The sequence below is a fragment of the Tessaracoccus zhenghani genome (genome assembly GCF_055326325.1).
On sequence record NZ_JBUZNQ010000008.1, the window covers coordinates 1 to 14,143 of the forward strand.

7 protein-coding genes and 1 pseudogene are annotated in these 14,143 nt (G+C 63.4%); 3 read left to right on the plus strand and 5 right to left on the minus strand.

Translation table 11 applies throughout. The annotated features are described in order from the left end of the window. The first annotated feature begins 77 nt into the window (after window positions 1-77). A protein-coding gene (locus ACZK4S_RS13395) for an IS5 family transposase (RefSeq protein WP_463643408.1) occupies window positions 78-981 on the plus strand; the annotation gives its coding sequence in 2 pieces (ribosomal slippage) (window positions 78-400 and window positions 399-981; 906 coding nt in all). A 4-nt stretch (window positions 982-985) separates the two neighbouring features. On the opposite strand, the gene ACZK4S_RS13400 is transcribed toward ACZK4S_RS13395, so the two are convergent. Next, the gene (locus ACZK4S_RS13400; RefSeq protein ID WP_463644603.1) at window positions 986-3,508 is read right to left on the minus strand and encodes a CHAT domain-containing protein; all 2,523 of its coding nucleotides are present in this window, start codon (window positions 3,506-3,508) and stop codon (window positions 986-988) included. Between the two features lie 137 nt (window positions 3,509-3,645). On the opposite strand from ACZK4S_RS13400, the gene ACZK4S_RS13405 reads away from it, so the two are divergent. Continuing rightward, entirely contained in the window at window positions 3,646-4,308 is a 663-nt protein-coding gene (locus ACZK4S_RS13405; RefSeq protein ID WP_463644604.1) for a DUF262 domain-containing protein, read from the plus strand. Window positions 4,309-4,602: 294 nt separating this feature from the next. Here ACZK4S_RS13405 and ACZK4S_RS13410 read toward each other — a convergent pair. Further along, window positions 4,603-5,601 (minus strand): annotated as a pseudogene (locus ACZK4S_RS13410) (integrase core domain-containing protein); the annotation flags it as partial. Between the two features lie 315 nt (window positions 5,602-5,916). On the opposite strand from ACZK4S_RS13410, the gene ACZK4S_RS13415 reads away from it, so the two are divergent. Next, window positions 5,917-6,894 carry an HNH endonuclease family protein gene (locus tag ACZK4S_RS13415; RefSeq protein WP_463644605.1) on the plus strand — a complete coding sequence of 326 codons (978 nt, stop codon included), beginning with the start codon at window positions 5,917-5,919 and terminating at the stop codon, window positions 6,892-6,894. 16 nt (window positions 6,895-6,910) lie between these two features. Here ACZK4S_RS13415 and ACZK4S_RS13420 read toward each other — a convergent pair whose 3' ends face one another. From ACZK4S_RS13420 to ACZK4S_RS13430, 3 genes are all read right to left on the minus strand, one after another. Next, window positions 6,911-9,655, minus strand: coding sequence for a class I SAM-dependent DNA methyltransferase (locus ACZK4S_RS13420; protein WP_463644606.1), 2,745 nt, complete (start codon window positions 9,653-9,655; stop codon window positions 6,911-6,913). Further along, window positions 9,652-12,945, minus strand: a complete 3,294-nt coding sequence (locus ACZK4S_RS13425; RefSeq protein ID WP_463644607.1) for a helicase-related protein — start codon at window positions 12,943-12,945, stop codon at window positions 9,652-9,654. Before ACZK4S_RS13425 ends, ACZK4S_RS13420 begins: the two co-directional genes overlap by 4 nt. A gap of 76 nt (window positions 12,946-13,021) precedes the next feature. Then, a complete protein-coding gene (locus ACZK4S_RS13430) occupies window positions 13,022-14,125 on the minus strand; it encodes a competence protein CoiA family protein (protein ID WP_463644608.1) in 1,104 nt (367 codons plus the stop codon). Window positions 14,126-14,143: the final 18 nt, after the last annotated feature.

The following is a 14,143-nucleotide window of genomic DNA, read 5'->3' on the forward strand; positions in this document are numbered from 1 at the left end:
CTAGGGCGTGTCTCCCATATGTTGAGTGAGGCTCGCGGCAGTCTGGTCGGGTGAGGTCGACGGGTTCGCGGTATCGGGTGTTCACGGATGAGCAGTGGGAGCGGATCGAGCCGCTGCTTCCCTCGAATGAGGGGCGCCGCGGTCACCCGTTCGGCGACAACCGTCGGGTCGTGGAGGGGATCGCGTACCGGTTCCGCACGGGGATCCCGTGGCGTGATCTGCCTCGCGACGAGTTCGGTCCGTGGCAGACGGTATGGAAGCGGCACCGTCGTTACGCCGGCGACGGCACCTGGGATCGGGTGCTGACGCGGATCCTCGCTGAGGCGGATGCGGCGGGGAAGATCGACTGGGCGGTGTCGGTGGACGCGACGATCGCGCGTGCGCATCAGCACGCGACGAACACGACCCGCCCGGAGCAGGACACAGGGGGCAGGATCGAATTACAGGAATCTGCCCTGGCAGGAGGTTGAACCGCCGGGGCACGGTATCGGCCGCTCCCGCGGCGGACTGACGACGAAGATCCACCAGGCCGTCGACGGCCACGGGCGGCCGTTGGCGATGATCGTCACCGGCGGTCAGCGCAACGATGGCGCGATGCTTGCCGAGGTGCTCGCGCAGATCCACGTCCCGCGGGCGGGCGCGGGACGCCCGCGCACCCGCCCTGATGCGGTGATCGCAGACCGTGCCTACGCGACCGGCGTGATCCGCAGCGAGCTGCGCCGCCGCGGGATCAAGGCCGTCATTCCCGACAAGCGCGATCAGGCCGCCGCACGGAAACGGCGCGGCAGCAACGGCGGCAGACCGCCCGGGCTCGACGCCGACGCCTACAGGGGCCGCAACGTCGTCGAGCGATTCTTCGCTCTCGCCAAGCAGTGGCGCGGCATCGCGACCCGGTACGACAAACTCGCCATCACCTACCGCGCCGGCGTCACCCTCAGCGCCATCCTGACCTGGCAACGGCTATTGGGAGACACGTCCTAGCTGCTCAGCGGGTCAAGACCGTGACAGGCGCCCATCTTGAAAGATATCCGCACCGGTACTCGTCTCGGCGCAGCCAACGGCGCGTGGCTTCTTGAAGTGCCTCCGGCATCGGTAGCCGCAGGGCGGCGTCAAGGAAGAAGTTGACGAACGAGCTGCTGGGCACGTCGTCGCGTAGCTCCGACGTTGTCGCCGCCACAGCGGCGCAGCCACGAGCCAGCGCCAGCGTGGCCACAGACAGGGGGTCTCCGGGCACGCGACCTGGCCCTGTGGCGCCCCAGCACGAAATGAGCGCCAGGAGCTGCGGTGGTTGCGCGTCAAGTAGGTCGACGGGTACCAGTCGAGTGCCAGCACCGAGTTCAATGAAATGAATGAGCCCTTCCACGGGGTGGCCGTGGGCCACGATGACGACGAGGTCGTGCTCACCACTCCTGAGGACAGCCTGACGCGCCTGGGTCGCATCGGCGAGCTGCCGGACGATCACCTTCCCGCTGGATCCGAGGAGGGAAGGGAGTTGATGGTGGGTGACCAGTGGGGACCGCCACCACGTCACAGATGCTGGAGCGTCCGGCAGCGGGTCGATGGACAGCATCTCCAGCGACGGCGCCCTGCGAACTGCAAACACCTCACCCAAGAATCGGCCGTCGGGGCGCCGCACCGCTGACCACGGCACTGCCCAAAGTTCGTCAGCAGGTACGAGCGTCACTCTGGCGTCGTCCGGTAGATGGTCGAGCACCGGCGGCGGCAGTAACTCGTGGAGGGCTTCCAGAGAGTCCGGGGTTGCATCCAGAGCCAGACCTTCCCGGTCCAGTTGCTCGACGATGGCCAGACAGTCGCTCGAGATGCCGTGTAGGCCGAACTTAGGGACTGGGTCAGTTGGATCAATCAGAAGCCAGGCGACGGTCTCCAGACGTCGCAGCAGGACCAGCATGAGCACTGGCTCATTGCGACGTTGGATGATGTCCCACAGGTGTCCCGGGTCCACTTCATCAAACGGGACAAATGCCTGCGCCAGCTCACGGTCCAAGTTGTTGCCGGCCATACCCTGAAGAGTCGACCCCAGCACGTCTGCCCCCAGCCGCAGCATGGAATCCACAAAGGGATCGATGCCCGTCACCCGCGGGAACACCCTGCTACCGCGTGCAGCAAGCTGGGCCGAGAAGCGCGACTTGATCGCGACTGGGGTGGTTCGGTGTGCCAGACCCGACAGCCGACGGCCTGTGACGGCTTCAAAGACCTGGATGAAGACATCCAGACGGCCATGAAGAAGACCATCGGCGAGGGCTAGCTCATGGAACTGCCCGAAACGCTGAAAGTACTCGCCCTGATCAGCGTGAACGATCTGCGCGGCGCGATGTCGCTCGACGCAAGCCACTGCCACAAGCCGCTCAGCGAGTTGCGTGTCCACATCTGCGCTGCGTTCCGCGCACGCGGCAAGTCCTCCATGGCTTGAGGCGGCGCTGACAAGGTCATTGAGCTGCTCGTATGCCTCCGCCGCCGCGCGATAGAAGTCGGATGCGGTCGCCCATTCCAGCTCATCGAAGAAGAGTCGACCCAACCCGTTGAGAGCATGTGCCGCACCTCTCGGGTAACCCGGGCCGGAAGTGGTGAGCGCCTCGAGGAAGTGGTCATAGGCAGCCGCTGGCTCTCCGAGAACGACCTCAACCTCAGCCAGTCCGTCCATGGCGTTGACCGCAGCGACGCTACCGGCACCCGCGGCTACCAAGGACTGCACGTAGGCCTCGCGCGCGTCCTCGGGATGGCCGAACCGGCGGGATGTCTCAGCTATCTGAAGGAAGGTGTTGGCACGTCCTGGCTCAGAACGCAGCCCGTCATAGAGCTGAAGAGCCCGACGAAAGGGCTCGTGTGCCTTCTCCGGCTGGCGTAGACGGGCATACGCCTCGCCCAACCCCAGCAGCGCGTTCGCCTCGTCGAGGCGCCAGTCGCCCAAGTTCGCGTACTCGCTCGCCATGATGAACTGTCTGGCTGCACGGGCGCTTGACCCGACCCGCATCAACAAGTAGCCCAGGGGGATGGCCACCCGCACCTGTGCATACCTGTGCTCGATGTGCCCAGCCAGACGGGAGGCTCGCTGGTAGTGGTCGATCGCTGCACCGATGTCATCGGCTTGACGGGCTGCATCACCAAGGCCGGTCTCGGCATCGATGAGCGGCTGCGGATGGAGCCCCTCGACGTGCAGCGAGGCCAGCAAATTGTAGGCCGCTCTGGCAAGGTCAGGGCGGTTCGCCGAGAGCAGCTCATCGCCCTCCACCGCCCGGCTGAGTTGAGCCAACCAGAGCTCGCGGGGCACTTGGAACGCTGCCGAGGTCAGCCCGCTGCGCGTGGAGGCCAAGATGGCCTCATACCGCGTTCGCAACGCGACATTGCCCGGAACAGGCACCGCGGACCGCATTTTCTCAACCACGACCGGGTTTGGACAGGCCAACCACGCAGCGTGGAGGACGCGCGCAGCCTCCACATGCGCGTTGCCCAAGTCCACACCCGAATCATCCCAGGAGATCGCCGTCATTCTCTGCTGCTGTTGTTGGCCAGGCACGCAGACCGCTCGACCGAGCCTGGCTAGCTAGAGTTCGATTCAACGTGGAGCCGTGTTCTGATGGACCCACCTGTCGAACTGGGGAAACTGTGGACGCTAAGACTTACCCATTGCAGGACATCCTCAAGCCGGAGCGTCGCTACGTCATTCCCACGTTCCAACGCGACTATGAGTGGACACTGGATGGCCAGTGGCGGTTGCTGTTCGAAGACCTGGAGTCCACAGCTGACAGGCTGCTGGAGGTCCGCACCAGCGGCGAAGAGGGAATCAAGCTGAAGGCGCAGGAACAGTCGGTCTCGCCTCACTTCCTAGGGGCGATCGTTTGCGCCGGTCTTCCGTTCTCCACCGGAGGAGTTGCCCTGCGCTCCGTGATCGACGGCCAGCAACGCTTGACCACGATCCAGCTGCTCATCCGAGGCTTGGCTGATGCCCTGGCAGAGTCGTCCTCCGAGCGCACCAAGACGGTGCGACGGATGCTTTTCAACCCTGAGGACGTCGTCGAGACACCGGAAGAGGTCTACAAGCTCTGGCCCCGGCGGCGGGATCGGGATCTGTGGCCGATCGCCATGGGCGACACCGTGCCCGACTACGATCATGCGCCCACCCATCTCTATCTGCAGGCTCGCCGCTACTTCGCCAGCGCGGCACGCGAGTACGCGACCATCGGCGAGGACAAGACGATCGACCCGGGCCGCCTCGCCGCCCTCGCAGATGCGCTCGCCAGCCTCTTCAAGCTCGTGGTGATCGATCTGGACGACAACGATGACGTGTGATGTCTCGGGACATCGGTGACGTTTCTGTCTCAGGACATCGGTGACAGTTCATGTCTCAGGAGATCGGTGACGGTTGAACTTGCCGTTGCCGACGTAGCGGGTGCCGGCGGGCGGGAGTGGGTGTTCGAAGAGTTGTTCGCCGGTCTCGGCATCGATGATGGTGATGGTGGTGTCGGCGACGATGGCGTGGACCCATTGCCCGGCCTTGCGGGCGCCGATTTGGTAGATGATGTTGCCGACGGTGATCGAGCCGCTGGTGCGGATCCGGCGTCGGTATTCGCCGACCTCGTCGGGGCGGGCATGCCGCGGGGTAGGCGGGTCGGGGATCTTGACCGGCTCGGGCAGCGGGACGGGGGGTTCCGCGACCGGGGTGGCATCCCAGGCGGTCTGCGGGGTGATCCTGCCGGGGAGGCCCTGGTGAGGGCGTTGGGTGTTGTAGATGATGTCGAACCGGTCGACCTGTTCCTGGAGTTCCGCAAACGTCGCAGCCAGGGGCTGCTTGTCGAGCCAACGGAACAGGGTCTGGTGGAAGCGTTCGTTCTTGCCCTGCGTGGTGGGTTTCCCGGGCCGGCTGGTGATCGTGGCGATGCCGAAGGAGTTCGCGTAGTTGACCAGCGCGCCCTGCCAGCCGCGTCGGGACGGGTTCAGTGCTGAGCCGTTGTCGGTCAGGAGCCGTTGCGGGACGCCGCGGGCCTCGATCCCTCTCCGGACGACGGTGATCGCGCCGACGCTGGTCTCGCCGGCCGCGACATGGGACGCGACCGCCACGCGGGAGTGATCGTCTTCGAGTTGGAAGATCACGCACTTGCGGCCCCCCGCCAACACGTATTCGGTGGCGTCGAGCTGCCAGCACGCGTTCGGCGCTGGGTAGACGAACCGGCGATACGCCGATCGGGGCTTCTTCTTCGGCTCGAGCCGGGCGACCCCGCGGACACGGAAGATCCTCGCCAGCGACGCGATCGATGGCGCGACAAGGCCCATCGCGAGCATCTTGTCGTGCACGCTGATCGGACCATGATCCAGCCCCGAGGCCTCCAACGAGGCCCGCACTTCCAGCGCCTGCTGCTTGACCTCGTCGGTGATCCTGGTGGGGCTCGATCGCGGGCGTCTCGAGCGTGGTTCCAGCACTGCGGCCTGGCCTTCGTCCAGCGCACGGCGGCGCAGCGCGTAGAACGTCTTGCGCGAGATCGAATGCTCCTCGCAGAACGCGCTCACCGCCCCACGCGGGGCCTCCGCAGGCCACCGAGCGATCGCGAGACGGACACGAGGATCAACAGGCACATTTCTACTCACCCGCCCATCGAAGTGTCACCACCAACACAGGCGGAAGTGTTACCGATGTCCTGATACAGAACTGTCACCGATGTCCTGCGACATAACACGACAACGATGACGCACAGGTCATTTTCGAGGTCCTCAACGGTAGACAGACCCCGCTCTCCGCCATCGACCTAGTCAAGAACCTGCTCTTCCTGCGAGGCGAACTCGCTGAAGAGGACGTCGAGAAGCTGTACGACGCCTACCTGGGCCCACTTCGACGAGCCTTGGTGGAAACAAGCCGTGGGCCGCGGCCATGCACAACGAGGCCGGCGCGACGTCCTGTTATCTGTGTGGCTCACAGGTGTCACAGGCAGCGAGGCGAACGTCGGCCACCTCTACCGTGAAGCCCGCGCATACCTCGCCGACGGACCGTCCACAGAAGAGATCCTGAAGCAGCTCAGCACCTATGCCAGCGCCTACCAGGAGATCTACGAGGCCCTACCTGTGGAGGATGAACGCCTGTTTGCCGCCTACCGGCGGCTTCGGATTCTCGACATCACAACCGCCATCCCCCTGCTGGCCTGGCTACGCACAATCCCCACCGAGCAACTCTCTGTCACCGACCATGTGCGGGCAGTGCGGGCAGTCGAATCATGGGCGCTTCGTCGCACGTACGTCGGCGCTCAGACCCGCGGCTACGGAAGCCACCTGGCCCGGGTACTCCGAGAGGCGAAGAGGGCCGCGGACGCAGGCAACGACATCGCCGACTCTGTCGTCACCGAACTCCAAGGTGGTGCGCTCCACTGGCCATCCGACACCGAGATGCTCGACGCATTCCAGACTCGCCGCTTCTACGACGCGATGACCCAGACACGACTGCGGCTTCTCCTGGGAGCCCTCGACCACCAACTCCGATCCGAGGATCCACACGAGCCAAGCGCCGTCATCAACTACGACGACCTCCAAATCGAGCACATCATGCCCCGGGCTTGGCAGGAGCACTGGCGCCTGCTCGATGCCACTGGGGCTCTCGTGCCGCGTGAGGACAGCAATCCGAGCTGGGTTGCTCTCAGTGCAGAGCGACGCCGTGCGGTCGACGGGATCGGGAACCTGACCCTTGTCACCGGCACGTTCAACCGCGCGGTCTCCAACCTCGGCTGGGCCGACAAACAGCCCGAGTTCAAACAGCAGAAATCGCTTGTCATCAACTACGACGTCGCAGCCAGTGAAGAGTGGCATGAAGGCACGATCGCAGAACGAGCAAGCATGCTCGCCTCTGTGGCATCACGGATATGGCCCGCACCGCCAGCACTGCGGTCGATCTGAAGGGGCTCAGATTGCTCTATTCCTCCTGCTGGGTGAGTCGGCTGTAAGACACGAAGAGAGCTTCGAGTCGCTCTTCTTCTGTCGGGCTACAGAGGCCAAAGATTCCGTCCATGATGAGGTCTAGGCCGTCGTGAGCTGTCTGAAGGTCCTCTGGCAACTGGCCAGATGCATACAGAGCTGCCAGCGAGCGACCATGCGCCACTCGAACCTCGGTTATCCGACTGGCCGCCTCGACTAGGCCTCTGCGCTCCTCAGAGGTCAGCTGGGGCATGGGGAAGGTATGCCACGTGAGGGTAGACGCAAACCGCAGGCGGGACTCGAGGCGTCCCCCGATTGCGCGTTGCCAAGTGATGAACATGGAAGAACTGACGATTGCGAGCTGCAACCCGTCCGGGTCTTCCACGGCGAAGGCGAGGCTGCTGACGATCGTGGATCGGGGGAGTCGGCCGGCGGTGAAGTAGGGACGGTTTTCGCTGACCACGCTGGGGACACAGAGGTAATCGGTCTTCGGCTGGGACCTTTGGGCGAATAGGTGGGGTGTGGTGGCGCGCTCGACGGTGGATGGCGCATCTGAAGTGAGACGGTACTGGCGGACACCCTCAACTCTTTGGGCTAGGAGTGCACTCTTTTCCAAGTCCCTGGGATCAAGGTCGGCGAGCCAGAGCACCCACCGTTCCAGGCCCTTGACCAACTCGCGGGATCCTACGTAGGGGCGAAGATAGCGTGCAGTCACGGGATCCGCTGCGAAGGTGGGGTAGTCCTGGGCCTCGACAGTGAAGCAGTTGCCGTCCTTGGGCATCGCCCCCAGAACTGCCTTGGCAACCACCGGAGAGATTGGATTGGAGGCCTTGGCAATCAGGAGGTCCGGACCATCGATGAGGTATCCGTTGAGCTGGTGCTTGACAGGGTGTTCGACTGGCGCTCCGGTCGAGTAGTCCCAGACTCGTTGCGTGCGCTTGGTATCCCGTGTGTAGCCGACGATCGTGCAATGTACTGCAGCGCTACCGGTGGCTTCACTGGTCCAGCCGAAGGTGCGGTGGGCGAATGCGATTCGCCACCCTTCCTGCTTGATTCGACCGTGTAGGACGGGAACTTGTTCGCCCTGGGTGACGGAATTCGTTGTCACGAAGGCGAAGTCACCCCTTCGTGAGGCTAGGTAGTCCATGGACTTGATATGCCAAGCCGTGACGAAGTCTAGACGGCCCGGGCTCTTGAGTCCCCAGACTGTGAGCATTGCGGCCAGTTGCTGCTTGGTGCGGGTGTCTTGGCCAATGAATGGAGGGTTGCCGGCGACGTAGACGGTTCCCTGGCGTGGCGGACCAACCTCATCCCAGTCGGTGAGGAGCGCGTCGCCGACGGTGATGCGTGCCTCGGTTTGGATGGGTAGACGTTCGGGAGCCTCACCGAAGCGTTCTCTGAGCTTCAGGTCGCACTGCCGATCGACAAGGAACATGGCGGTTTGAGCGATGGTGGCAGGCCATTCGTCGATCTCGATGCCGTAGAAGTGGTCAAGTGTGACGCGAAGGGCGCGGACCATGTCGCCGGGGAGTGTGTGCTGGTCCTCGCCGCGGAGATCTCGAAGTGAATCCATCACGTTGAGTTCGAGGTCGCGGAGTTCGCGGTAGGCCACGATGATGAAGTTGCCGCAGCCGCAGGCTGGGTCCATGAATCGGATGTCGCCGAGTCTCTTCCACAACGCTTCCAGCGCATTGATCTGCTTACGGGTCGTGTCACGACCCAGCGCGGCGGAGTAGTCGGTGCGGAGTTCGTCGAGGAAGAGGGGGTTGAGGGTCTTGAGGATGTTCTCTTCGGAGGTGTAGTGCTCTCCGAGGCTGCGGCGGGTGTCCGCGTCGCGCACTGATTGGAACATCGAGCCGAAGATTGCTGGGCTGATGTTTGACCAATCGAGCACGCATGCGTCCATGAGGGCCTGACGGAAGTCGGTGCCTACTGCTTCGGGGACGGTGAAGGGGTCAGTGAACAGTCCGCCGTTGACGTACTTGAAGCCTGAGAAGACGCTGTGGCTTGGAGGGCTTCCCGGGGTGTCCAGATGGATGAAGAGTTCGTTGAGGCGGGCCGCCAGGTCGCTAGCGTCGGGCCGGGTGTGGTGTCGCAGGTAGTCGCGGAAGGCGTCTGGCTCCCACATCTCAGTGTCATCGCCGAACACCAGGAACAGAATGCGGGCTAGGCAGGTAGCGATCTCATGGTCTCGCTGGGACGGTGAGTAGCTGTTCGGGTAGGCCTTCTCGAGTGCTCCGTAGAGGCGGGCCATGAGCTTGGATGCGTGGCGGGTCTCGCGGTGGGACTCGACATCGAAGGCCGACCGGACCTTAACTAGAACGTCGGTGACGCTGAGGGAGGCCTCGAGGGGGAGTTCGAGGGACCGGATTCGGGCATCGAAGCTCGGGTTGGGTGTGTCGGAGCTGTAGCGGTGACGGGCCAGTCGTGTTTGGACTGAGGTGTCGGTACTGCGTCGCACGGGCCAGCGCCAGATCTGCTTGTCACCCTCGTGGAAGATTATGAGCCGGTCGGTGGTGGTCTTGGCGATTGCTCGATCTACTTCGGCCTCCGCTGCTGTGCCGGGGAGCGCGTTGCAGGCCCAGACGCGCAGGCCTTTGTAGCTGGAGATGTTGTATGCGGTGAGGGATCCTGCGTCGGTGAGGATCTTGATGGGGTGTTGGTCGGGGCGGTGCCAGTTGAGTTCTTCGATGAAGAGGTCTTGGTAGCGGTGCTGGTCGACGAGTGCGAGGAGGTTGTTCACTTGGTTACTCCGAGGGAGCAGACGATGCGCAGCTGGTCGGATTCGGTGTTGCGGATGGTGAGTCGGTCTTCGGTGTGGAGTCGCTTGAGGAGATCGGAGACGTCCTGATCTTCGTAGCGGTTCCGGCGCGCGTTAGTGAGTTGGGCGGTCGCGTGTGTGGTGAGGGGGCGTTCATGGAGCGCTTCGAGTGCCGGACGTGCATCGTCGGGAAGTAGGAGGGACCCGGCGTAGCGTTCCCAGACCCACTTCCGGATGCCGCGCAGTTTTCCGGCTGCGGTCGCCTCGACCGTGAGCGGACCTTTGACGAGGGCTGCTTGGCGGTCGAAGTGGTCGTCGCGGACAGGTGCGGTCGGAGTTTCGGGCTCGGCTCGAAAGACTCTCAATGCCTCGAGTGGGGTGAGGAGGGTTTCTTGGCCAGTGGCATCGTCGTAGTGGGCGAATGCGTCGACGCCAGATTCGGTGCTGACGAAGCACGCAACTCCTGACCTCGTCTCGTGCAGGTAGGTAGTGCGGGTGCTGTGGACCAGGTCGGGCAGGGTGAGCGCTCGCTTGGCCGCTTCGGGGTAGCGATCCTGGGCGGTGGTCCAGGCCAGCCACGCCTCGCTCACTGCGTCGGCTTCGCCGTCGGTGTCTTCGTCCTCGGTCATCACTCCGTTGTAGAAGTCGTCGAGGAGGTGGACTTCCTTCTCGCTGCCGAAGAACTGTTCATCTGAGCCGAAGGCTTGGGCGGAAGCGGAGAGGCGCTGCTTGATGCGGTGCCGGAGGTTGATTTGTTGCTCAACCTTCTCGTGGGAGATGAGGTAGACGTGGACCTTGTCGGATTGCTGTCCGATCCGGTCCACACGACCGGCCCGCTGGATCAGGCGGATGATGGCCCACGGCAGATCGAAGTTGACGATGACGTGGCAGTCTTGAAGGTTCTGTCCCTCAGAGAGGACATCGGTGGCGACCAGAACATCAAGGTGGTCCTCTGGTATGACGACGTCGGCAACGGCTTGACCAGGCAGCCGGTTGGCGACAGGTGCGAAGCGTCGCGCGAGGTCTGCAGGATCCGCCGAGTCGCCGCTGGCCACGGCCACGCGTGCGACACCCGCTGACGTGAGTGCCTCGGCCACGTACTCTGCCGTGTCTCTGTATTCGGTGAACACCAGCACCTTCTGGCCTGCGTGTGTGGTGCGCAGCAGATCAATCAGAGCGTTAACCTTCGAGTCCCGACTGGGATCCCATGGTCCATAGGAGTCCAGGAGCTCCGTGATGACCGCATTATCGAACGCCAGATCCTTGCGAAGTGACGGCTTCAGCGCGATGCTGTTAACCCACTTCACGCTAGGCGATGCCGAGGCAACCATCTGCACGTAGCGGTTCTGGAGGGTGCCTCCCACTGGAGAGTCACCAGCGTCCTCGTCCTCATCGGTAACCGAAGACGGATCGGCGTAGCCACCGACAGGCAGTGCCAGTTGGTTATCGATGGCGTGGATGAACAGCTCGTTGCGAGCCCGCTGACGTTGCAGCGAGATCATGAAGGAATGCCCTGACGAGGACAATCTCTTGAACAGGCCAGTGCGCACGAATCCACTCACGTTGCCCCGACCGGAACGAATGTCGGCAAGGATGCGACGGTCCTCCGCTGTCTTGCTGGCGAGCGGGTTCTCGTAGTCCGCGAGCCGGTAGCGGGGCAGGATCAGATGCGCGATCGCGTCCAGGGTGTGGTCGTCTTCCATCAGGGCAGCAGGGTCATCGTGTGAGAAGTCATGCGTCAGTGGGTGGGCTTCTCGCGTGGGGAAGTAGAACTCAGTCCCGTCGGAGAACGTGAGGTACTCGCGAGTGCGCGTCGTACCGTCCGGCAGAGTCTCAGTCCGCTTCTGGGCTGAGCGCTTGATGAAGCTTCGGGTTCTGCGGACGAGATGGTCCGACATGAGGCGTCGCCAATCATCGGCGGATTCCGATCGACGGAACGCCGCCAAGGTGTTGATCTTCCCGTCGACCTTGTCCGACAACGCGGGATCTGCTGCCAAGGCTGCAGAGGGAACGATGCCTAGGTCGGTGTCGTCGTCGAGGTAGAGCGAGAGCTGGTTGGCGACGTCCGTGAATGCCAAGTTGTAGGGGGTAGCGGTGAGTAGGAGCACTTTGGAGTCGTTACGCCGGATGTACTCACTGATCGCGGTGTGCGCCTTGGTCGTGTGGTTGCGGAGGTTGTGGGATTCGTCGCAGATGACGAACCTGAACAGCTTGAGGTCGGGAAGGATCTTGTCCGCCATCGAGTAGGGAACGACCCGCGCCCCCTGAAGCCCGTAGGCCTCAAGGTGCTTCTCCCACATGGCCTCGAGGTTCTTGGGACACAACACCAAGGTGGTGTAGTCCTCCGCCGCCTGCAGCATCAGCGCGGTCGCGATCGCGGTCAGGGTCTTGCCGAGGCCGACCACGTCGCCGAGCATCGTTCCGCCGCGGTTGACGATACGTCGAGCGAGTGTGCGGACGGCTGTGGCTTGGTAGTCGAGCAACAGATCCTGCATCGATCTGGGCAGGACGTAGCCCATGCCGTCGCGGGCGTCCTGGGAGAGGGCGTGGCAGACCTTGAGGTAGACCTCGAACGGGGTGGCTTGGGTTTCGCTACCCCACGAGTCCTCGATCAGGTCGATGATCTCTTTGGTGATGGAGAGTGACGTCTTGTCGTTCCAGAGGTTTTCGAACCACAGGAGGAGTTTCTTGTTCGGATCCTGATCGGCAACATCGACGTTGAGTTCCAGATTGGACATCAACCCGGCGCCCGTGAAGTTCGATGAGCCCAAATAGGCCCAGCGGGGCGTGGGATGCTGACCTCCGCGCAACAGATAGGTCTTGCCGTGCAGCGGGCGCCGTGTGTACACCTTGATGGCAACGCGGCCGGAGGCGAGCTGGCTCTTCAGCAGCTGCAAGGTCTCCTGGCCCTTAACGGTCGGGAGGCCGCGCATCAGCTGCGTGCGCAGGTGCATTACTAGCCGGGCCTTCCGTTCGCTGGCTCGGCCGGCGTCATGGATCCCAGCACCAGGCGCAGGGTCACTCAGCTCATCCTGCAGGGATTCCAACATCATCTGGCTATCTGAGGGGCTGACCATGCCCACCAAGATGCGGGCGATCGGCCCCTCGCCTTCGGCGTAAGGCTTCAGATCGATGTCGGGGCCCAGTCGGTTCCAGCCACGCAGATCCAGATACCCCGTAGCCACATCTATCCCTGCGTAGCGTTCGAGAGTCTGCCTCAGCTCGATCCCTAGGCGTGTCTCGTCGGTGAGGTTGTCAAAAATCGTTGGCATCTGCCCTCCGCCGCTCAGCCTAGCCAACGACGAGTAGCACTCGCCTCACGCATCAACAAGGCCACCACAAGTCGCTTCACCACGACCGGTGACAGTACGGATCTGCGTGGACTCCCCAGCCTTGGACCTCCGGGTCGTTCAGAATCTCTCCACACCTCCCACAGAAGACCGCGTCGCGAGGGGGGATCGCTGGTCTCTTCGTAGCAGTGATCAGGTTCGTAGCAGTGATCGGGCGCCTGTATGCAGCAGCCTGGCCAATGAGACGGGTCTCTGCAAGGCGCAGTTCTCTCTCGTGTGCGCGGTCGCAGAGCAACTCCCACTGCTTCACCGACTCTTCGCTGCCGAGCGGCGACGGCGACTGGATGTCTCCCCATCGGAGGAGGCACTCATCGAGGCGGATCAGCTGAACCCAGCCATCGGCGTCTGCTGCGGAGGGAAGGGCCCAGTGCTGGCCTCTCTCACCGTGGAAACATGTTCTACGGGGACAGGGCCGCCAAGCCAAGTCCGCCCAAACAACGCCGACCTCCTCGGTGATCGGATTGATCCACAGGAGCCGCGACCCCGCTTTCAGCATCGCCCGGTGCAGCGAGGTCAGTTCGACCTTGCCGTGCGCATCGGTACTGAGAGTCGTGTGTCCCAGGAGCCACAGATCAGCCACATCCATGTTGGCGTACGACTCGTGGCGCTCGCGCCACTGAGCGATCGACATCTCCGAGTACTGGATCTCGATGGCCATCCGCTTGCCTGAGGTGACCGAGGTGACCAGGACGTCAGCCACTCGATCGCGGGCTCCCACCAGCTCTTCCAACTGGACCAGGAGCCCGGAATGACGCCTGGTGATCCAGGAGGCGACCGCGAGTTTGGCCTGCTGATGGTTGAGTGACTCGGGCGAGTGGTTGCCATGTCCCTTGGCGAAATGCCGGAAACCATCCCGGCGCCCACTGTTGCTGCGCGAAACGGTGGTGAGTCGTCGGTCGCTGCAGTCCGGCATCATGCACTCGAGGTTCGCGCGTGTGAACTCACGTTGCGCCTCAGCCTGGCCCTGTTCGAGCAGGAAGATGTCCGCGCGCCTGTCCTTGTATCGCGCGTACACGATCCGTTGATCGCGCGACAGGAACGCTTCGTACTCCGAGGTTCCCGGTTGCAGCATCCCCACGTTCGTCATGGTCTCGCGGCGCACTGACACTTCCTGTGTCAA

Excerpts from the sequence above, each read along its gene's own strand:
- ACZK4S_RS13400 (WP_463644603.1), bottom strand. The coding sequence starts at position 3,508 with ATGACGGCGATCTCCTGGGATGATTCGGGTGTGGACTTGGGCAACGCG.
- ACZK4S_RS13425 (WP_463644607.1), bottom strand. The coding sequence starts at position 12,945 with ATGCCAACGATTTTTGACAACCTCACCGACGAGACACGCCTAGGGATC.